15 protein-coding genes are annotated in these 20,110 nt (G+C 71.0%); 9 read left to right on the top strand and 6 right to left on the bottom strand.

The genetic code is table 11. The features are described 5' to 3' along the window. The first annotated feature begins 99 nt into the window (after positions 1-99). Both ACFVU9_RS30070 and ACFVU9_RS30075 read left to right on the top strand, forming a co-directional pair. A complete protein-coding gene (locus tag ACFVU9_RS30070) occupies positions 100-4,809 on the top strand; it encodes a polymorphic toxin-type HINT domain-containing protein (protein ID WP_387598745.1) in 4,710 nt (1,569 codons plus the stop codon). After that, a complete protein-coding gene (locus tag ACFVU9_RS30075) occupies positions 4,806-5,120 on the top strand; it encodes a hypothetical protein (RefSeq protein ID WP_380498336.1) in 315 nt (104 codons plus the stop codon). The genes ACFVU9_RS30070 and ACFVU9_RS30075 overlap by 4 nt, the downstream gene beginning before the upstream one ends. Before the next feature lie 463 nt (positions 5,121-5,583). On the opposite strand, the gene ACFVU9_RS30080 is transcribed toward ACFVU9_RS30075, so the two are convergent. After that, the gene (locus ACFVU9_RS30080) at positions 5,584-6,390 is read right to left on the bottom strand and encodes an exodeoxyribonuclease III (RefSeq protein WP_380498335.1); all 807 of its coding nucleotides are present in this window, start codon (positions 6,388-6,390) and stop codon (positions 5,584-5,586) included. 291 nt (positions 6,391-6,681) lie between these two features. Here ACFVU9_RS30080 and ACFVU9_RS30085 point away from each other — a divergent pair, with 291 nt between their 5' ends. Further along, entirely contained in the window at positions 6,682-7,470 is a 789-nt protein-coding gene (locus tag ACFVU9_RS30085) for a GntR family transcriptional regulator (RefSeq protein WP_380498334.1), read from the top strand. A 142-nt stretch (positions 7,471-7,612) separates the two neighbouring features. Here the strand turns inward: ACFVU9_RS30085 and ACFVU9_RS30090 are convergent, their stop codons facing one another. The 3 genes from ACFVU9_RS30090 to ACFVU9_RS30100 form a co-directional block, all read right to left on the bottom strand. Continuing rightward, positions 7,613-8,776 carry an ROK family protein gene (locus ACFVU9_RS30090; protein ID WP_380442312.1) on the bottom strand — a complete coding sequence of 388 codons (1,164 nt, stop codon included), beginning with the start codon at positions 8,774-8,776 and terminating at the stop codon, positions 7,613-7,615. Between the two features lie 294 nt (positions 8,777-9,070). After that, positions 9,071-9,460, bottom strand: a complete 390-nt coding sequence (locus tag ACFVU9_RS30095; RefSeq protein WP_387598751.1) for a hypothetical protein — start codon at positions 9,458-9,460, stop codon at positions 9,071-9,073. A 23-nt stretch (positions 9,461-9,483) separates the two neighbouring features. Beyond that, positions 9,484-11,031: a hypothetical protein gene (locus ACFVU9_RS30100; protein ID WP_387598754.1), complete on the bottom strand. Its 1,548-nt coding sequence runs from the start codon at positions 11,029-11,031 to the stop codon at positions 9,484-9,486. Positions 11,032-11,321: 290 nt separating this feature from the next. Between ACFVU9_RS30100 and paaK the strand changes: the two genes are divergently transcribed. Beyond that, positions 11,322-12,689, top strand: a complete 1,368-nt coding sequence (gene paaK / locus ACFVU9_RS30105; protein WP_387598757.1) for a phenylacetate--CoA ligase PaaK — start codon at positions 11,322-11,324, stop codon at positions 12,687-12,689. A 92-nt stretch (positions 12,690-12,781) separates the two neighbouring features. Here paaK and ACFVU9_RS30110 read toward each other — a convergent pair whose 3' ends face one another. Together ACFVU9_RS30110 and ACFVU9_RS30115 are read right to left on the bottom strand one after the other, a co-directional pair. Then, on the bottom strand, positions 12,782-13,594 hold the full coding sequence (locus ACFVU9_RS30110) for a hypothetical protein (protein ID WP_387598760.1): 813 nt from the start codon (positions 13,592-13,594) through the stop codon (positions 12,782-12,784). Position 13,595: 1 nt separating this feature from the next. Continuing rightward, entirely contained in the window at positions 13,596-14,336 is a 741-nt protein-coding gene (locus ACFVU9_RS30115) for a hypothetical protein (RefSeq protein ID WP_387598763.1), read from the bottom strand. 136 nt (positions 14,337-14,472) lie between these two features. Between ACFVU9_RS30115 and ACFVU9_RS30120 the strand changes: the two genes are divergently transcribed. From ACFVU9_RS30120 to ACFVU9_RS30140, 5 genes are all read left to right on the top strand, one after another. Next, positions 14,473-15,150 (top strand): response regulator transcription factor, encoded by a 678-nt coding sequence (locus ACFVU9_RS30120; protein ID WP_359972186.1) that lies wholly within the window; start codon positions 14,473-14,475, stop codon positions 15,148-15,150. Position 15,151: 1 nt separating this feature from the next. After that, on the top strand, positions 15,152-16,546 hold the full coding sequence (locus ACFVU9_RS30125; protein ID WP_387598766.1) for a sensor histidine kinase: 1,395 nt from the start codon (positions 15,152-15,154) through the stop codon (positions 16,544-16,546). A 226-nt stretch (positions 16,547-16,772) separates the two neighbouring features. Next, a complete protein-coding gene (locus tag ACFVU9_RS30130) occupies positions 16,773-17,897 on the top strand; it encodes a sugar ABC transporter substrate-binding protein (RefSeq protein WP_387598769.1) in 1,125 nt (374 codons plus the stop codon). Positions 17,898-17,966: 69 nt separating this feature from the next. Beyond that, positions 17,967-18,746: an ATP-binding cassette domain-containing protein gene (locus ACFVU9_RS30135; protein ID WP_380442326.1), complete on the top strand. Its 780-nt coding sequence runs from the start codon at positions 17,967-17,969 to the stop codon at positions 18,744-18,746. Between the two features lie 71 nt (positions 18,747-18,817). Continuing rightward, complete coding sequence (locus ACFVU9_RS30140; protein WP_387598836.1) at positions 18,818-20,086, top strand: sugar ABC transporter permease; 1,269 nt, start codon at positions 18,818-18,820, stop codon at positions 20,084-20,086. Positions 20,087-20,110 lie beyond the last annotated feature (24 nt).

Raw genomic sequence — 20,110 nt, forward strand, 5'->3', positions numbered from 1 at the left:
GGCCGGACTTCCTCAACCGCCTCAGCAGAGACGATCACGTCGCTCATCAGGTGTTCTTCCTTGATCGGGAGTTACACCGAAGACCGTACAGACCCGGGCATGGCCGGCGACTATCTCGCCGACGGCAAGACCCTACGCACCGTCCCCGACGTTCCCAGCCCCCTCGGCGGCAGCGTCCCTGACAGCGCCCAACTCGCCGGCCGCGTTGTAGCCACAGAGGTCTTCGACCAGGCTGGTGGGACAGTGACGGCCATCTCGGGAGCCACCTACAACGGGCAGCAGACCTCAGCGACCCACGCCCAGAGCGCCGGCGCGCCGAAGATCTATGCCTGGAGGCCGGACTTCGAGACCACGGCGATCACCAAATCCAGGCTTGCCGACGGGACATGGCGTACGACAACGAAGGTCACGACCACGGAGCCAGCCAACGGTAACCGTGTCGTCAAGGTCGACGACAAGGGCGACGGTACCGTCGCCACTCCCGAGACCTGCGCGACCACCAGCTACGCGGTCAGTGACAACCCGCAACTGTTGGTGCTGGTATCGGAGAAGATCGCGTTCCAGGGCACCTGTGCCGGTAGCGCCACGTCTGCCAACACCCTGTCCGGCAGCCACACGATCTATGATGGCAAAGCCTTCGGCCGGGCCGGTACGACGGGGGATGGGACCAGTTCCCAGGCCCTCGATCACTTCGACCAGGCCGGAAACGCCGTCTACACCCAGGCTGGCAGCGCGACCTTCGACGTGTACGGCCGCGGACTGACCAACGCGACCACCGATGGCTCCACCTACAACGCCTCGGGCGCCCAGCTGAGCGGACCGGCCATCACTCCTGCGGTGACTACGGTCCTTCCGACGCCGGCTGCTGGTGCACTCCCGACCCAAGTGCAGACCGTGGGGCCCATGGGCGCCGGCTGGACCGCGACGGTCATGCAGGATCCGGCGCGTGGGTCGACACTGAGCAGCACCGATGCCAACGGCCGCGTCATCACCCAGCAGTACGACGCGCTCGGTCGGCTCACCGCCGTCTGGATGCCGGACCGCCCGACGGCGAAGCTCCCGAGCCGGAGGTTCACCTACGGGGTCAAGGGCAGCTCGGCGCCGTCAACCGTCAAGACCGAGACACTCAACGACGACGCGGCCACCTACTCGGTGAGCATCGACATCTACGACGGCCTCGGCCGACCGCGCCAGAACCAGCGCACGAGCGACGCTCGACCGACCGGCCGCCTGATCACCGACACCGTGTACGACACGCACGGCTGGGCGATCAAGACCTCGTCGGCGTACTACGAGGGGAAGTCGTTCCCCACCGAGTCGATCTTCATGCCGGCAGCCGACGGCCAGGTACCAGGCCAGACCTGGAACACCTACGACGGCAACGGGCGGGTCGTGCGAGCGGAGTTCCGTTCCTACGGCAACGCCCAGTGGGCTACCACCAGTGCCTACCCGGGAGCGGACCGGACCGACACCATCCCGCCCAGCGGCGGCACGCCGAGCTCGACCGTGACAGACGCTCGCGGAAACCCCGTCGCGCTGTGGCAGTACCGCACGCCCACCGCTACGGGCAACGGCGCCGACGCGGACGTCACCACCTACACCTATTCACCGACCGGCCAGTCCACTGCCCGCACCGACAGCAGCGGCAACACCTGGACTAACACCTACGACTTGCGCGGAAGGCAGATCTCCGCGTCCGACCCGGACACCGGTACATCGCAGACGTTCTACGACGCCAACTCGCGCATCGACCACACCGTCGACGCCAAGGGCAACACCCTCGCCTACACCTACGACCTGCTCGGTCGCAAAACCGGCATGTTCAACGGGAGCGTGGCGCCGGCGAACCAGCTGGCCTCCTGGGCCTACGACACCCTCGCCAAGGGCCAGCCCACCTCTTCCACCCGCTACGTGGGCGGCGCGAGCGGAGCGGCCTACACCAAGGCTGTCACCAGCTACGACACGGCCTACCGGCCCCTCGGGGCCTCCGTCATCATCCCGCCCATCGAAGGAGCGCTTGCCGGAACTTACACCACCACCAACACCTACAGCCCAGTTCTCGGCACGCTGACGGCGAGCAGCATTCCCGCAGCCGGTGGACTTCCGGCCGAGTCCGTCACTTACGCCCGAACCATCACGGGCCTCCTGTTCTCCATCGCGAGCCTCGACCAGAGCATCGTCCAGCAGGTCGACTACGACGCCCTCGCTCGCCCCGTGCGGACCACGGCTGGCGACTACGGCACACAGGTCGTCTCTACACAGCAATACGACTGGGCCACCGGACGGGTCATCAACTCCTTCGTGGACCGGCAGGTCGGCACCGTCTCCATCGACCAGACCAGCTACACCTACACCCCGTCCGGGCGGATCACGTCCGTCGCGAACATCCAGGACGCCTCGGCAACCGACACTCAGTGCTTCACCTACGACTACCTGGGCCGGCTGACCAACGCCTGGACTGACACCGGTGGCACCTCCACCATCGCCGACTGGACCGACTCGGCCGGCACCAAGCACGGCACCGGCAGCTCCACCACCGTCCCCGGAATCGGGGCCTGCAACAACGCGAGCGGCCCGGCCATCGTCAGCCCCGGCGGACGCACGATCGGAGGCCCGGCGCCGTACTGGAACACCTACGGTTACGACGCCACCGGGAACCGCACGAGCCTCGTCCAGCACGACATCACCGGCAACAGCCTCAACGACACCACCACCACCCAGACCTTCGGAACCGCCAAGACCACCAACACCCCCACCAGTGCGTCCAACACCGGCGGCGGAACCGGCGGGCCCCACGCCCTTCTCACCTCCACCATCACCGGACCCGCAGGCACCAAGGCCGTCGGCTACCAGTACGACTCCAAGGGCCGAACCACGGCCATCACCGATACCAGCGGTACCGCTAGCCTGACCTGGAACGGCGAGGACAAGCTCGACTCCCTCACCAAGACCGGCCAGGCCGGCGCCACGACCTACCTCTACGACGCCGACGGCAACCAGCTCATCCGCCGAAATCCCGGCAAGACCACACTCAACCTGCCCACCGACGAACTCACACTCGACACCTCCAGCGGCTCAGCGAGCAACGTCCGTTCCTTTTCCGCGCCCGGCGGCCTGACCTACACCAGGGTTACCGCGGCCATCGGCGGCGGCACCGTCCTGATTCAGGCAGCAGACCCGCACGGCACCAACGGCGTCCAAGTCAACACCGACGCAAACCAGACCGTCACCCGGCGTCCCACCGATCCCTTCGGCAACCCCCGCGGCACCCAGCCCGCCGCATCAGCCTGGGCCGGTATCAAGGGCTTTGTCGGCGGAAGCAAGGACGACGCCACCGGCCTGACCAACCTCGGAGCACGCCAGTACGACCCCAACACCGGGCGTTTCATCAGCCCGGACCCGATCCTCGACACCACCAACCCGCAACAGTGGAACGGCTACGCCTACAGCAACAACGATCCCGTAAACCTCTCTGACCCGACAGGCCTTAGGCCAGATCCGTCCTGTGATCTATCCGGCTGCGCTCATTTGCCGGTCGACCTTGGGCCCCTCGAAGGTGATCACGGGAACACAGGAAATAAGGGTTACGGATCATTCGACTGCAGGAACGACAACTCATGTCCTTCCCTGGAAGAACGTACTATGCGCTCCTTCCTGAAGACCGCAGGAATGGCCCAGCATCAGGAACCGGTTAGAATCGCGTCCACCGCTGAGCAGGTCCGCGTAAGCATCAAGTACAACTCTGGTCAGAGCTCCGTCGACTGGGCGGCACTGCGGATGTGGCAATACGGTGCCACCGAGGAAGAAGCCGACTACTTCCGGGCTCACTACTGTCTCTACATCGATTGTGGCCTGGAAGGCCAAATGACCGGGCACGGAGCCATTCAGGCCCCGCTTGAAACGCCTTTCGGTCCTTCTCCGGCTGAGAGAACAGCGAATGCGGTTGCCGGTTCGATGATGGGCCTGGCCGCCAGGGGCGGCAGGCCGGGTGAGCTCTCCGGCCTCTCGTCAGGAGCCCGTGCTCGTTTGTGTCAGAGTTTCGTCGCCGGAACCTTGGTCGTCATGGCCGACGGCCAGCAGACGTCAATCGAACAAATTAAGGTCGGAGACCGGGTTCTCGCGACAGATCCCCAGACTGGCGAAACTGACGGTAAGGCCGTAACGGCCGTCACTGAGACGCCAAACGACGAGGACTTCACCGACTTGTCGTTCCAGGGTGCTTCGACCTCAGACGTATCAGGGCAGACCCAGAGCCGGACGCTGACCACCACCTGGCACCACCCCTTCTGGAGCCTAACCAACGGACGCTGGACCGAAGCCAGCGAACTCAAGGCAGGCGAAGAACTCCGAGAGCCCGACGGAGCCGCGGTCACCGTAGCGGGCGTACACAACTATCACCAGCAGGTCTTCACCTACAACCTCACAGTTTCCGACCTTCACACGTACTATGTGCTGGCTGCGGAAATTCCAATTCTGGTGCACAATGCTGGACCTGGACCAGAGAGCTGTTTTCGGGGCGCGAGGGCAGGCGAGTCGCCCAGTTTCGTTCCCCGTCCGAATGACTATAAGGTGGACCCGGCTACAGGATTCGTCAAGGAAACGCACGGCCTGTCCGTATTTGATAATCCCGAAAGTGTTGCCGGGAAGGGATTTGTGCCGCATGGCATAGACATGGGTAGCGTGCCTGACTCTCTTCGAATCATTCAGCGAGGAAACGACCCCAGGCACTTCGAGGTTGTGCCAGCACCCGGTGCTAACCTAACACCGGAGGAGTACACTGACGCACTGTCTCATATCAAGACAAGGTGAGCGAGGGCAATTTGATGATTCCATACAGCTTGAGGTTTCCCGAGTATATGGACGGTTACGAGGTCGAGACTGAAGCCAAGGGCTACCTGGTTGATGTGGTCATTTCGACGGAGGAGGCCGCTTTTGATCTGACTGTCTATGATCCGGTGCGCCTGGCCCAAGAGGTTTCGGACGAAGTCCCCTCGAGTGGATACTTCGTAATGGCAAATGTTCTCGTGGTTCCAGCTGTAACTAGAGGTGAGATTTTGCGGGCGGTCGATAGGCTGGCTAGGGTCGAGTTTTCCGGTCTTATTCCCAAGTTTGGGAAATAGAGGGCCCGAGTAACGCTGCAGCCATATTCGGGCACATGGGAGAGATTCGACTGTGGTTGCCGGCTGGTGAGAGGCTCCTCGAGGAAATCTTGAGGGGCCTCTCGTCGTGTTGCCTGACTGGTTATTTGGGTTGCTTTTTTACCTGGTGGCTGGCCGGGAGTTGTGCTGACATTGGGGTGGCGTGAGGGTTGTCGGATTCGTGGCAGAGGCGAACCGCTTGGCCTGGGCGGTCGTCAGCCGGTTGCTGGTTGGCGATGTAGGGGAGGTGTCCGGCCTTGCTGATGCATGTCACCGGCTCTTCGCCCAATGCCGTATCCCATTCGGAGGGTGGGATGCGAATCGACTTGTAAAAACGACCCGGGCAAGATAGTAGGCCTGGTCCACCGGCGGGAGAAGGCTTGCGCCTAGGGCGCCGAAATCCGGTGTCGCCTCCAGATTTTACCCAAATGCTGCTGCTTGTAGGTCAGTTATCACCGAAGTCGAACTCGGCAGTGACGGGCGCGTGGTCGCTCCAGCGCTCGGCGTGGGAGGCGGCGCGCTCGACGTAGGCCTCGATAGCCCTGTTTGCCAAATTCTTAGTGCATACGATTAGGTCAATCCTCCAGCCCGAGTCGTTGTCGAAGGCGCGGCCGCGGTAGGACCACCAGGAGTAGGGGCCGGTGCGGTCGGGGTGGAGGGCGCGGACGACGTCGACGTAGCCGGCCTCGTCGTAGACGCGGGAGAGCCAGGCGCGCTCCTCGGGGAGGAAGCCGGCGGACTTCTGGTTGGCCTTCCAGTTCTTGAGGTCCTCGGGGCGGTGCGCGATGTTCCAGTCGCCGCAGACGACGACCTCGCGGCCGTCGGCGGCGGCGCGGGTGCGCAGGGCGGTGAGGTGGACGAGGAATTCCGCCATGAAGCGTTCCTTTTCGTCCTGGCGCTCGGTGCCGACCTCGCCGGAGGGGAGGTAGAGGCTCGCGACGGTGAGGCCCGGGAGGTCGATTTCCACGTACCTGCCCGAATTGTCGAATTCCTCTGATCCGAATCCGATCGCCGTCCGCTGCGGTTCCGCGCGGGACAGGACGGCGACGCCCGCCCGGCCCTTGGCGACGGACGGGGCCCAGACGGCGTGCCAGCCGTCCAGGTCCCGGAGCTCGACGGGCAGCTGGCCGGGCTCGGAGCGCACCTCCTGCAGGCAGATGACGTCCGCCTCGGTGGCGGCCAGCCACTCGATGAAGCCCTTCTTGGCGGCGGCCCGGATTCCGTTCACGTTCACACTCGTCACCACGATCACCCGGGCAGCCTACCGAGTGGATGCGTACGGCCCGCGCCGTGACGCGCGTCCGGACGTGAATGACGTGAACGCGGCATGAAGTCCCGCGACGGTCGCACCAAGCCGTGCCATTGGTCTTGACCATCTCCGCGAGATGCCCCTAGGGTCGCTTACTGCAAGGACCTTTAATAAAGAAGGACGGATAAAGGCCCGCTCTCCCACCTGCCGCAACAGCGGACAGCGGGCCCGCGATCCGCCCCTCTTCTCAGCCCGCCACTCCGGCCGGGCGGACGCGACAGGGTGGAGGACACGGTGGGGACGACAGGGCAGCTCACGTCGGTACCGGAGCCGAAGTACTGGCACCTGCGCACGGTGCTGCTCCGCGCCATCGACTCGGAGTTCTCCACCGGCCAGGTGCTGCCCAACGAGCGCGAGCTTTCCGCCCGCTTCGGTGTCGCCCGCGCGACGCTGCGCCAGGCGCTCGACCAGCTGGAGCTGGAGGGCCGCCTGGTTCGCCGCCGCGGCATCGGCACCCTGATCGCCGCCCCGCGCGTCGGCGTGCCGGTCAACCGGCAGGAGGAGGGCTGGCCCGGTGCCGGGCGCAGCCAGTCCTGGCGCACGGTGGACTGCACCACCGCCCCGGCCTCCCCGCAGCTCGCGAAGCACCTGGGCATCGCCGAGGGCGCCACCGTGCACACCGTGCGCCGGGTCCGGCTGGTCGAGGGCCGGGCGGTGGCCACCGAGTCGCTGCACGTGCCCGCCTCCGCGCTGCCGCACCTGCCGGGCTTCCGCGCCGAGAGCGACCGCGCCCGTTCGGTGCTGCGCCAGCTGGAGCGCCTTGAGGTCGACGGCGAGTCCCGGGCGGTCGAGCTGGGCGTCGCCGAGGCCGACGAGGCCGTCCTGCTGGAGCGCCCGCCGGGTTCGCCGGTGCTGGTGATGACGACCCAGTACGCCTCGGCCGGCCGCCTGGTGGCGCTGGCCGTCGCGACCTACCGCGCCGACACCTGCAAGCTCACCTTCGGCGAGGCCGGTCTCGTCGAGGTCACCCCGGTCGCGGCCTCCGCCGCCGCCTCGTCTCCCGAGGTGCGCACCGCCTCCTGAACCGCCGCCTCCTGAACCGTCGGCTCCTGAACCGCCGCCTCCTGAGCCACGGCGGCCCGCGAACCACATCGCACCACCCTCGGACCGAGGCCCGGACGCTCCACAGGCGTCCGGGCCTCGGTCGTTCGCCCACCCGGAGGTGTCAGACCCGGGGCGGGTCGACGGCGAAGAGCTGCTCCTCGACGTGGTCCAGGGCGACGCGCAGGGCGCCCATCGCGACGACCTCCGAGCCGAGCGCGGCCAGGGCCACCTCGGGCGCGCGGAGCGTGAACTCGGCGAGCCGCTCGCGCAGCGGCTCCAGGACGCCGTCGAGCCCGGCGGCCCACCCGCCGACCACGACCAGGCGCGGGTCGATCGCGAGGACGAGGGCGGCGACGGACTGCACGAGGCGGGTCAGGAAGCGGTCCATGGCGACCTTGGCCACCTCGTCGCCCTCGCGCGCGAGCCGCAGGACGCGGGCGACGGCCGCCTCGTCGAGCGGGTTGAGGGGCTTGCCGGTGGTGGACAGGAGCCGCTCGGGGGTGACCTCCTGGCCCAGCAGGTGCAGCGCGCCGATCTCGCCGGCGGCGCCGCCGTACCCGCGGTGCAGGCGGCCGTTGATGAGCGAGCCGGCCCCGGGGCTGAGACCGGCCATGACGAAGACGACGTCGTCGGCTCCGACCGCCGCGCCCTGCCAGTGCTCGGCGATCGCGGCGAGGTTGGCGTCGTTCTCGATCAGCACGGGGCAGCGGAAGGAGCGGCGCAGCCGCACGCCGAGGTCGAGGCCGGTCCAGCCGGGCATGGCCGTGCCGAGCCGGATGGTGCCCTCGCGGTCGACGATGCCGGGGGTGCCGATGCCGACGGCCCACAGGTTGTCGCGCGAGATGCCGGCCTTGCGCAGCACCTCGGCGACGGCGGTGCGGACGGCGGCGAGCCGGTCCTCGGCCTCCAGGGTCTCGTCGACGGGCTTGAAGTGACTGCCCAGCACCTCGCCGGTGAGGTCGGCGAGGATGACGCGGACGTCGTGCACGCCGATCTCGATGCCGAGGATGTGCCCGGCCTCGGCGCGGAAGCGGAACCAGCGGGCGGGCCGGCCGCGGCGGCCGGTGCCCGGCTGGCCGTCCTCCTTGGGCTGGTCGACCTCGGCGACGAGCCCGGTGTCGACGAGTCCCTCGATGACGCCCTCGACGGTGGGCCGGGAGAGCCCGGTCTCGCCGACGAGCTGAGTGAGGGTCACGGCGTGGCCGGCCCGCAACGCCCGGAGCGTGACCGCCGCGTTGATCCGCCGCAGCAGTGAGGAGTCCCCGCCGGTGAGCCGATCCGCCAACACGATGCCCTTCGCCGTTCGCGCGACTGCCCTGGCGCGCGGAGTCGAGTCCGCGGGGACCGCCAACGCCCCGCGGGGTTCCGCCGCCCGGATCCGAGGCCGCCGACGGCGGGAGGAGCCGCCTGCATCACGGCCGGGAGGCCTGGGCCCGTCCCCGAACTCCCGCGTGCCGGGCGGTGACGAGCCCAGGCGGATGCTACCCGGGCCCGGGGCCGACGGGCGAGGATCCTCGCAGCTCATCCCCGCTTCGGTATCGAAATGGTACGCATCGGGTGGCGGTGCGTGACCCGGGCTTCACCGCTCGACCACGAAATGCTCACCGTGCTGCCGCCGGGGCGGGTGGGACCACGCGGCCCGGCCGCGGGCGCTGCCGAGCGAGCCGACGCTACGCCAGGCGCCGATGGACAGGGCGGAGAGCGCGGAGCCGATCGAGCCGGCGGAGGCGAACGAGCCGATGGAACCCACGGATCCGAACGAGCCGATCGAGCCGATGGACAGGAAGGAGCCCACCGAGCCGATCGACAGGATCGACCCGACCGAGCCGATCGAGAGCAGCGAGCCGAGCGAGCCGAGCGAGCCGAGCGAGCCGAGCGACGCGATCGAGGCGATCGAGGCGAGCGACGCGATCGAGGCGATCGAGGCGATCGACGCGAGCGGGACCGCGTGCCGGGAGGACTGGGCCATGTCCTCGATCCTAGTGCGGCGGCTCAGGGCACGCGGGCGACGAACAGGTGCTGGCCGAGCAGGCCCATCGGGTGCCCGTCCTCGGGCAGGGCGAGGACGGTCGCGCAGCCGGCCGCCGTCAGCGCCGCGCGCCACTCCTCGGCGGGAGCGGGCGCGGGCGCCGGCGCTTCGAGGGCGTCGGGTTCGGTGGTGACGAGGACGTCGAGCTGCTCGTCCGTCGCCGCGACGAGCAGCAGCCGGCCGCCGGGCGCCAGCAGGCGGACGAGCTCCGCGACGGTGGTGTCCGGGTCGCCGGCGCCGGTGGCGACGACGACGTCGAAGCGGCCGCCGTCGGGCAGCGGGTGGTGCTCGACGACCTGGCGGGGGCGGGCGGACAGGGCGCGGGCGATCGCGGTGTCGGTGCCGTCGCCGTCGCTGAGCTCCAGCACCCGCAGCGGCGCGGGCCCGTCGTGCGCCTCGGCCATGCCGCGGACGAGCGAGCCGAGCGCCGCGCCGAAGTACCCGCGGGCGGCGGTCCAGCGCAGCGGGGGGACGGCCGGGCGGGGCGGCTCCTGGCCGGTGATCCGGCGGGGCAGGCGCAGGGCGGCGCGCCGGACCCGGTCGAGGGCGGCGGCCTGGCCGAGCCCGTCGGCCCAGGCGTCGGCGGCCGGGCGCCAGGTCTCGCGGACCTCGGCGGCGGCGAGCGGCGGCGCGCCGACGTAGCGGTCGTCGTGCCGGGCTATCAGGCCGTGCCGGGCGAGGGCGTCGAGCCAGCGCACGACCTGGGGGCGGTAGACGGGGGTGACGACGACGGAGTCGAGGATCTCGGTCTCGGTGTGCCCGGTGGCGGGGTCGGTGAGGACGCCGTACTGCTGGAGGGTCAGCAGGAGCGAGCCGAGGACGGCGTGGTCGAGGTGCGCGCCGAAGTCGCGGACCTGCTCGGCGGTGATGCCGATGGCGTGCTTCCAGGCGGCGGTCGCGGCGGTGGCGGCGGCGGCGCGCAACCGGTGCTCGGCGGCCTCGGCGTCGCTGTGCGGCTCGCGCAGGTGGGCGACGACGGCGCCGAGCGCGTCGACGGCGGCGTAGACGTCGTCCTGCCGGGGCTCGGGGCCGACGTGCAGGACGAGGCGCAGCGCGGACAGGTCGTGGGCGGCGAGGCCGGGCACGCGGGCGAGGCGCCAGAGCAGGTCGGAGGGCAGCGTGAGGTGGGTGGTGCCGGTGGTGGCGAGGGCGGCGAGCTGCTCCTCGGGGCGCTGGTCGGGGTCGGCGCAGTGGACGGTGCCGCCGGCCAGCAGGGTGGCGAGGGCGAGTTCGACGGCGAGGTCGGTCGCGGGGTGGAGCAGGGTGTGCCGGATGGGCTCCGGGCCGAGGACGCCCGCCCAGTGCCGCAGCCGCTGCTCGGCGGCGCGGGCGGTGCTCGCGGGCAGCGCGGAGTGTGCGGCGACCTTGGCGGCGACGGCTCCGGGCAGTCCGCCGGGCGGGGAGACGCCGAGCAGCAGGCCGATGCCGCTGATCGAGCGGCCGCCGGCGACGACGGCGGGTCGGTCGCCGAGTTCGCGCAGCGCGCTGACCAGGGCGGGGGACGTGGGCAAGGTGATCACTCCGGGTGGCAGGGGAAGCCGGACCACTGAACCATGCGGGGGAGCCGGTGGTAGCCGTATCCGGGTAAAAATTCGTAATGATTTTCATATCGGATCGTCAACTCGGCCCCGGAAATCTCGCCGTGAACGGGCCGGAACTGCGCAATCCGGATGGGCTCCGCGGAGTCGGCCCGATGTCTTGACACCCGCGGCGCGTCCTGGATTACTGGCCCTGGGGTCGCCCGGCCGAACGATCGGTCGGGGCGGCCGCGGGGGCCCGGCCGACCTGCGAAGGAGCGACGATGACCAGCAGCGCGCCCGAAGAAGCCGGGGTCCCCGAGGGAGCCGGGAGCGCCTCGCCGAGGCGCCTCGGCGAGCCCGTCCCGCCGGGGCTGCTGGACGCCGGCGAGCGGATGACGGTCGGCGAACTGCGCGCCCTCCAGCTCGACCGCCTCCGGGCCACCCTGCGGCACGCGTACGACAACGTCGAGCTGTACCGCCGCAAGTTCGACGCCGCCAGGGTCGGGCCGGGGGACTGCCGCAGCCTGGCGGACCTCGCCCGCTTCCCGTTCACCACCAAGGCCGACCTGCGCGAGGGATACCCGTTCGGCCTGTTCGCCGTCCCGATGGACCGGGTCCGCCGGATCCACGCCTCCAGCGGCACCACCGGGCGCCCGACCGTCGTCGGCTACACCGAGAACGACCTGTCGATGTGGGCGGACGTCGTCGCCCGCTCGATCCGCGCGGCCGGCGGACGGGCCGGCCACAAGGTGCACATCGCGTACGGCTACGGGCTGTTCACCGGCGGGCTCGGCGCCCACTACGGCGCCGAGCGGGCGGGCTGCACGGTGATCCCGGCGTCCGGCGGCATGACGGCGCGGCAGGTGCAGATCATCCAGGACTTCCGGCCCGAGATCATCATGGTCACCCCGTCCTACATGCTCACGCTGCTGGACGAGTTCGAGAAGCAGGGGATCGACCCGCGCGGCACGTCGCTGCGGATCGGGATCTTCGGGGCGGAGCCGTGGACGGAGGAGATGCGGCGCGAGATCGAGGACCGGCTCGACCTGCACGCCGTCGACCTCTACGGGCTGTCCGAGGTGATCGGGCCCGGCATCGCGCAGGAGTGCGTGGAGACCAAGGACGGCCTGCACGTCTGGGAGGACCACTTCTACCCGGAGATCGTCGACCCGCTCACTGACGAGGTGCTGGCGGAGGGGGAGGGCGGCGAGCTGGTGTTCACCTCGCTCACCAAGGAGGCGCTGCCCGTCATCCGCTACCGCACCCGCGACCTCAGCCGGCTGCTGCCGGGCACCGCGCGGCCGGCGTTCCGGCGGATGGAGAAGGTCACCGGGCGCAGCGACGACATGATCATCCTGCGTGGGGTGAACGTCTTCCCGACCCAGATCGAGGAGATCCTGCTGCGCACCCCGGGCGTCGCGCCGCACTTCCAGCTGCGGCTGGGCCGGCAGGGGCGGCTGGACGTGATGGCGGTGCGCGTCGAGGCGCGGCCGGACGCGCCCGCGGAGGTGCGGACGGCGGCGGAGGCGGCGATCGTCCGGGCGGTGAAGGACGGGGTGGGCGTGACGGTCACGGCCGAGGTGGTCGAGCCGTACACGCTGGAGCGCTCGGTCGGGAAGATCAAGCGGGTGATCGACGAGCGCGGGTGAGACCCGCGGCCACCGGGCAGGACGCGGCGGAGGCGGACGGCAGTCCGGGGGGTGTGCCGTACGCCTCCGCGGCGTCTACAGCAATGTAGACGTCAGGCGGCGGAGCGTCCAGCCCGCGCCCGGCGCGTCCTGGCCCGCGCCGCGCGGGCGGACAGGGCGAGGGCCAGCGCCATCGCGACGGCCAGCGCCACGCTCACCTGGCCGGTGCCCAGGTTCAGGCCGCCCCGCTCGTGGCTCACGCCCGCCCAGTCCGCGAACGAGGCGCCGAGCGGGCGGGTGAGCACGTACGCCCACCAGAAGCCCGCCACCGGGCCCACCCAGCGGGCCTTCGAGGCCAGCGCGGGGACGGCGATCAGCACGGCGAAGCCGATGCCGGCGACCAGGTAGCCGAGCTTCAGCGTCGCCGCCGTCAGGTCGCCCACGGCGGTGCCCAGGGCGAAGGTCAGCAGCACGGCCGCCCAGTAGAAGAGCTCCCGGCGCAGCCCGGTGACCCGGTCGATCGCCAGCGAGCCCTCCACCCGGTGCCACAGCACGAACAGTGCCGCCAGCGCCACCGCCAGCGAGCCCGCCGACAGCGCGTACGGCACGCCGAGCGCGACGTGCGCCACGTCGGCGACCATCGTGCCGAAGACGCTCACCATGACCACCACGGCCCAGTACACGCCGGGCACGCAACGGCGCAGTCGCAGCTGGACCACGATGGCCACCACGAACAGCAGGCCGGCGCCGCCCACCGCGGGGACCGGCCCCGCGGTGCGGGCGAGGAAGTCGGACAGCACCTCGCCCAGGCCGGTGGTGAGGATCTTCACCAGCCAGAACCAGCCGTCCACCGGCGGGACCTTGTTCGCCCCGGCGGCCCGGCCGGTCCGTTCGTCCGGCCGGGTCAGCGTCGAGTGCTGGGCCACGTCAGCGTCCCGGGGCGGCGACGACGGTGTTGCCGGTCAGCTCACCGCTCGCGCCGTCCACCGTCACCCGGTGCCGGACGCCGTCCTGGCCGATGACGACGACGGACCACGCGGCGGTGCCGCCCTGCGCGGTGACGCGCTGCAGCGACTCGGCCCGGCCGCCGGGGACGGCGCCCTGCGCCTTCTCCAGTGCGGCGGAGGCGGCGACCGACGGGAGCGGGGCGGGGGCGCCACCGGCGCGGCCGTCCTGGCCCTCGGCGTTCCGGCCCTCGCCGTCGTGACCCTCGCCGTTCCGGTCGTCGGAGCCCTGCTCGCCGCCGTGGTGGCGGTGGCCCTGGGCGCCGTGCTCGCCGTGGCCGCCCTTGCGGGCCTCGCCGCCGTGCTCGCCCTGGCCGCCCTGGCCGGCCTGGTCGCCGGAGCCGTCCTCGGACCAGCTCATCGCCCGCTCCTGGTCCCGGCCGTGCCCGTCGTGCACGACGGTCAGCGCCACCCCGCCCGCGGCGCCGACCAGCGCGACCGCGGCCACCCCGGCGGCTATCCGGCGCTCCTGCCCGGCCGCCCAGGCGCGCACCCGCGCCACCCGGCGCCGCTTGGCCGGCAGCGGCGGAACCTCTTCGGCGCCGGTGTGCGGCCCCGGCTCGGGACCGAACTTCGAGCCCTCGGGGCCGAGCTCGGGGCCGGAGTCCGGGCCGGAGTCCGGGCCCTGCGGGAACGGGGTGCTGGACGACGGGGAGTCGGTCATCGGGCGCTCTCCTTGCGTGGCGTGCTCCGCGCGCCCGGAACCGCCCGGGCCGCGCGGGGCGATCATGGCGGACCGTTCCTGAACCTGCGCTTAAGCCCGCCGAAGATCGCCACGGACCACCTGGCACCCTGAACGGATGCACATTCTCGTCGTCGAGGACGAACACCGGATGGCCACCGCGCTTCGCCGCGGCCTGGAGGCGGACGGCCACACCGTCGACACCGCCCACAACGGGCCCGAAGGCCTCGCCCTCGCCGACCGCCACCCCTACGACGTGATCCTGCTCGACATCATGCTGCCCGGCCTCAACGGCTACCGGGTCTGCGCCCGCCTCCGCGCGAACGGCTGCCGCGCCGGGATCCTCATGCTCACCGCCAAGGACGGCGAGTGGGACGAGGCCGAGGCCCTCGACACCGGCGCCGACGACTACCTGTCCAAGCCGTTCTCCTTCGTCGTGCTGCTCGCCCGCCTGCGCGCCCTGCACCGGCGCATCGACCAGCAGCGGCCCCGCCTGCACACCCTCGGCGACCTCGTCGTCGACGCCAACGCCCGCACCTGCACCCGGGCCGGCACCCCCACCCACCTCACCGCGCGCGAGTTCGCCATCCTGGAGCACCTCGCCGCCCGCGCCGGGACGGTCGTCTCCAAGCGCGAGATCCTCGACCACGTCTGGGACGCCGACCACGACGCCGACCCCAGCGTCGTCGAGGTCCACATCCACGCGCTGCGCCGCAAGATCGACGCCCCCTTCGGCCGTGCCGCCCTGCAGACCATGCGCGGCGCCGGCTACCGCCTCGACCCGGCCGGCGGCTGAAGTGCCCTACCGCAAGCCGCAGTTCGTCCCGCGCTCCGCCCGTCGCCTCGTCCCGCGCACCGTCCGCGCCCGGGCCACCGCCGCGGCCGGCACGGTCCTCGGCGCGGCCCTCGCCCTCGCCAGCGCCGGGCTGCTCGCCGTCCTGCACGCCGACCTCGTCGCCTCCGCCGCCTCGGCCACCCGCCAGCAGGCCGAGACCGTCGCCCAGCTCGCCGCGCAGGGCCGGCTCACCCCCGTCCTGCACACCGGCCACGGCACCGACTTCCTCCAGGTCGTCGACGCCCGCGGCACCGTCCTCGCCGCCAGCCCCAACCTGGCCGGACGCCCCGCGATCACCCCCGCCGGACGCACCGGCTCGCACACCACCGACGACGTCGACCCGCTCCTGGACCACCACCGCCAGCGCGTCACCGCCGTCACCGGCGACACCCCCGCCGGGCCCGTCACCGTCTACGCGGGCGCCTCGCTGCGCGCCGCCGACGAGGCCCTCGACATCACCCAGGCCGGGCTCGCCGTCGCCGGCCCGCTGCTGCTGCTCACCGGCGTCGTCGTCACCTGGAAGGTCACCGGGAACGCGCTGCGCCCGGTCGAGGCGATCCGCGCCGAGGTCGACGCCATCACCGGGCAGGACCTGCACCGCCGGGTGCCCGAGCCCGGCACCGCCGACGAGATCGCCCGCCTGGCCGCCACCATGAACGCGATGCTCGACCGGCTGGAGGCCTCCGGACGGCGCCAGCGCCAGTTCATCGCCGACGCCTCGCACGAGCTGCGCAGCCCGCTCGCCGTGCTGCGCACCCAGCTGGAGGTCGCCGACACCCACCCCGACCCGGCGGTGCGGGCCGAGCTGGTGCACGGCGCGCTCCAGGACACCGACCGGCTGCAGAGCCTCGCCACCGACCTGCTGCTCCTCGCCCGCCTCGACGCGGGCGGCGCCGACGACCGGCCCCGCCAGCGCGTCGACCTCACCGCGCTGGTCGCCGACACCGTGCTCGGCCGCCCGCCCGGCCCGCACCGGCGCACCACCGACCTCGCCCCGGGCATCGCCGTGGACGGCATCCCGCTGTGGCTCGGACGGCTGCTCACCAACCTGCTCGACAACGCCGAGCGGCACGCGGGCGGCGTCGTCCACGTGCGGCTGGGTGCGGACCGCGCCCGCGGGGTGGCCGTCCTGGACGTCGAGGACGACGGCCCGGGCATCCCGGCCGCCGACCGCGAGCGGGTCTTCGAGCGCTTCACCCGCCTCGACGACGCCCGCAGCCGCGACGAGGGCGGCAGCGGCCTCGGCCTGCCGATCGCCCGCGACATCGCCCGTCACCACGGCGGCACGCTGGCCGTCGCCCCGAGTGCCGCGGGCACCCGCCTGACCGCCGAGCTGCCGCTGGCCTGGGAACAGTAGGGCGTGTCCTTCGGCGGGCCGGAGTCCGCGACGCTTCCTCAGCCCGGCGGCCGGCAGGCGCCCCGTCCTCCGCCGTGCGATGCACGCACCCTGACGCCGCAGCCCTCCGGCCTGACCCGAAAGCCACACCCCGGGCACCCGTTCGGCGCACCTGCGGTCGTGGGCACGGCCCGGGCTTCCCAGACTCGGAGGACAGGGGGTGGACTCAAACCGGAGAGGCAACCCCATGAGCATCAGGCTTCGCCGCGTCCTCGCGGTGACCGCAGTGGTATCCCTCGGCCTCGGCGCCGCGTCCTGCGGCAGCGCCAAGCAGTCGTCGTCCGGCGGCGGTTCCTCCGGCGGTGCCAGTGCGAGCGGCACGGCCGCGGTCGGAGCGGTGCGGATCGGCCTGCTTCTGCCGGAGACCAAGACCACCCGCTACGAGCAGTTCGACCGCCCGCTGATCGAGGCGAAGATCAAGCAGCTGGCGCCGCAGGCGCAGATCGACTACTACAACGCCAACCAGGACGCGACGCTCCAGCAGACCCAGGTGGACACCGCCCTCACCAAGGGCGACAAGGTGCTGATCCTGGACGCGGTCGACTCCAAGTCGATCCAGTCCTCCGTGCAGAAGGCCCACGACGCCGGCGTCAAGGTGCTCGCGTACGACCGCCTCGCCCAGGGGCCCGCCGACGCGTACGTGTCGTTCGACAACCGCAAGGTCGGCGAGCTGCAGGGCCAGGCGCTGGTCGCCGCGGTGGGCGACAAGGCGGGCTCGGGCGAGATCTTCATGATCAACGGCTCGCCCACCGACCCCAACGCCGCCGACTTCAAGGCCGGCGCGCACAGCGCGATCGACGGCAAGCTGAAGATCGGCAAGGAGTACGACACCCCGCAGTGGGACGCGAACGTGGCCAACCAGGAGGCCGCCGCCGCGATCACCGCGATCGGCGCCAAGAACGTGGTCGGCGCCTACTCGGCCAACGACAGCATGGCCGCCGGTGTCGGGACCGCGCTGAAGGCGGCCGACCTCAGCGTCCCGCTCACCGGGCAGGACGCCCAGCTCGACGGCATCCAGCGGATCGTGGCGGGCACCCAGACCATGACGATCTACAAGCCGCTCAAGCCCGAGACCGACGCGGCCGGCCAGATCGCGGTCGCCCTCGCCGCGGGCACGGCCCTGGACTCCACGCTCGTCCCGACCACGGTGACCAACGGCAGCGGCAACAAGGTGCCCGCCGACCTGCTCACGCCGATCGTCGTCACCAAGGACAAGATCAAGGACACGGTGGTCGCCGACGGCTTCTACACCGTGGCCCAGATCTGCACGCCGGACTACGCCGCCGCCTGCAAGTCCGTCGGCCTCCAGTAGTCCGCCGCCCGAGCACACGAATACGCCCCGCCCCCTCACCTCGGAGGCGGGGCAAGAGAGTTGGTCACTGTGGCAGGTGAGACCGTACTGGCCCTGCGCGGGGTCTCCAAGCGGTTCGGCGCCGTCCAGGCGCTCACCGACATCGAACTGGAGGTACACGCCGGCGAGGTGCTCGCGCTGGTCGGCGACAACGGCGCCGGCAAGTCCACCCTGGTCAAGTCGATCTCCGGGGTCCACCAGCCGGACGAGGGCGCGATCGAGTGGCAGGGCAGGCCGGTGAGCATCCACCGCCCGCAGGACGCCCAGCAACTGGGCATCGCCACGGTCTACCAGGACCTCGCGCTGTGCGACAACCTCGACGTGGTCGGCAACCTCTTCCTCGGCCGCGAGATCCGGCGCTTCGGCATCCTCGACGAGGTCGCGATGGAGAAGCGCTCGCGCGTGCTGCTCGACACCCTTTCCATCCGCATCCCGAGCGTGCGGATCCCGGTCGCCTCCCTCTCCGGAGGCCAGCGCCAGGTCGTCGCGATCGCCCGCGCGCTGATCGGCTCCCCCAAGGTCGTCATGCTCGACGAACCGACCGCCGCCCTCGGCGTCGAACAGACCGCCCAGGTCCTCGACCTCGTCGAGCGGCTGCGCGAGCAGGGCCACGGCGTGATCCTCATCAGCCACAACATGGCGGACGTGATGGCGGTGGCGGACACCGTCGCGGTGCTGCGCCTGGGCCGCAACAACGGCGTCTTCGACAAGCGCTACACCAACCAGGAAGAGATCATCTCGGCCATCACCGGCGCCACGGACAACGCCGTGACCCGCCGGCGGGCCCGCGGCGAGGAGGGTTCCCAGTGAGCGAGAACATTCCCGGGAGCCCGCAGGGCGGCGAGCCCGAACGCCGCCACGCCCCGCTGCCCGAGGACAGCATGCCCACGGGCGGCGTCAACGCGCCCGTCCCGGTGGCGCCCGAGGCGATCCCGGCGGTGGACCCGCGGCTGATCGTGCGCCAGGAGGGCATCAAGGGCTACCTCGGCGAGTTCCGCCGCCGCATGAGCAGCGGTGAACTCGGCTCGCTGCCCGTGGTGCTGGCGCTGATCGTGATCTGGGCCGTGTTCGGCAGTCTCAACAGCAGCTTCCTGTCCGCCCAGAACCTATCCAACCTCTCGCAGCAGATCGTCGGCACCGGCATGATCGCGATCGGCGTCGTGTTCGTCCTGCTGCTCGGCGAGATCGACCTGTCGGTCGGCTCGGTCAGCGGTCTGTGCGCGGCGATCTTCGCGGTCCTCAACGTCAACCACGGCGTCAACCAGTGGGTCGCGCTGATCACCGCGATCGCCGGCGGTGCGGCGGTCGGCGCGATCCAGGGCATCTTCTTCGCCAAGGTCGGCGTCCCGGCCTTCGTCGTCACCCTCGCCGGTAACCTCGGCTGGAACGGCCTGATGCTCCAGGTGCTCGGCGCCACCGGCACCGTCAACCTGTCCGGCAAGGACATCGTTTCCAGGCTCTACACCACCATCTACGGCCAGCAGGTCGTCGCCTACGGCGCCGCGCTGGCCGGCGTGGTGCTCTTCCTGGGCGCCTCACTGGTCGACTCCCGCCGGCGCTCGGCCGCGGGCGTACCGTCCCGCCCGGTCACCGACATCGTGCTGCGCACCATCCTGCTGGCGATCGTCGCCTTCCTCGCCGCCTACACGCTCAACCAGTACAAGGGACTGCCGCTCGCGCTGCTGATCTTCCTGATCTTCATCGTGGTGCTGGACTTCGTGCTGCGCCGCACCTCCTACGGCCGCCAGGTGTTCGCGCTCGGCGGCAACATCGAGGGCGCCCGGCGGGCCGGCATCAACGTGACCTGGATCCGGATCAGCGTTTTCACCGTCTGCTCCACCATGGCGGCCGTCGGCGGCCTCTTCCTGGCCGCGCAGATCCAGTCGGCCAGCCAGACCTCCGGCGGCGGCAACCTGCTGATGAACGCGATCGCGGCGGCCGTCATCGGCGGCACCAGCCTCTTCGGCGGCCGCGGCAAGACCTGGTCGGCGCTGCTGGGCGCGCTGGTGATCGCCTCGATCCAGTCCGGGATGAACATCGAGGGCCTCAGCAACGCGATCCAGTTCATGATCACCGGTGCGGTGCTGCTCGCCGCCGTCGTGGTCGACTCGCTCGCGCGGCGCACCCAGAAGGCCGCCGGGCGGGCATGACGGGTCCCTCGTGGGCCCTATGCT

Origin of the sequence: Kitasatospora sp. NPDC057936, assembly GCF_042887525.1 — a bacterium.
Classification (GTDB): domain Bacteria; phylum Actinomycetota; class Actinomycetes; order Streptomycetales; family Streptomycetaceae; genus Kitasatospora.

Excerpts from the sequence above, each read along its gene's own strand:
- ACFVU9_RS30095 (WP_387598751.1), bottom strand. The coding sequence starts at position 9,460 with ATGGCCCAGTCCTCCCGGCACGCGGTCCCGCTCGCGTCGATCGCCTCG.
- ACFVU9_RS30140 (WP_387598836.1), top strand. The coding sequence starts at position 18,818 with ATGCCCACGGGCGGCGTCAACGCGCCCGTCCCGGTGGCGCCCGAGGCG.
- ACFVU9_RS30115 (WP_387598763.1), bottom strand. The coding sequence starts at position 14,336 with ATGACCGACTCCCCGTCGTCCAGCACCCCGTTCCCGCAGGGCCCGGAC.
- ACFVU9_RS30120 (WP_359972186.1), top strand. The coding sequence starts at position 14,473 with ATGCACATTCTCGTCGTCGAGGACGAACACCGGATGGCCACCGCGCTT.
- ACFVU9_RS30130 (WP_387598769.1), top strand. The coding sequence starts at position 16,773 with ATGAGCATCAGGCTTCGCCGCGTCCTCGCGGTGACCGCAGTGGTATCC.
- ACFVU9_RS30070 (WP_387598745.1), top strand. The coding sequence starts at position 100 with ATGGCCGGCGACTATCTCGCCGACGGCAAGACCCTACGCACCGTCCCC.
- paaK (WP_387598757.1), top strand. The coding sequence starts at position 11,322 with ATGACCAGCAGCGCGCCCGAAGAAGCCGGGGTCCCCGAGGGAGCCGGG.